The 268-nt window shown below is 71.6% G+C and carries 1 protein-coding gene; it reads right to left on the minus strand.

Annotated elements, in window-relative coordinates; genetic code table 11:
* Positions 1–223 (minus strand): SNF2-related protein (locus tag AC0IW9_RS30950; protein WP_471652131.1); only part of this gene is annotated, 223 nt, incomplete at its 3' end.
* Between the last annotated feature and the right edge of the window lie 45 nt (positions 224–268).

Consider the following 268-nt stretch of genomic DNA (forward strand, 5'->3'; position numbering starts at 1 on the left):
GGGCGTCGCGGTCGCCTGTCTCGGCGTAGAGCTTTGCAGTCAGGCCGGGCGCGAAGGCCTGGCACTCGCTCAGCCAGTTGCCGCAGACCGAGGTGGGGGCCAGCACCAGCGCCGGCCCGGCGGCGCAGCGTTCGATCAGCAGGGCCAGCGTCTGCACGGTCTTGCCCAGGCCCATGTCGTCGGCCAGGCAGGCGCCGAAGCCTGCGGCGGCTAGCCGGCTCATCCAGGCGAAGCCTTCCATCTGATAACCCCGCAACTCGGCGCGCAG

The organism is Belnapia sp. AC561 (genome assembly GCF_979252845.1).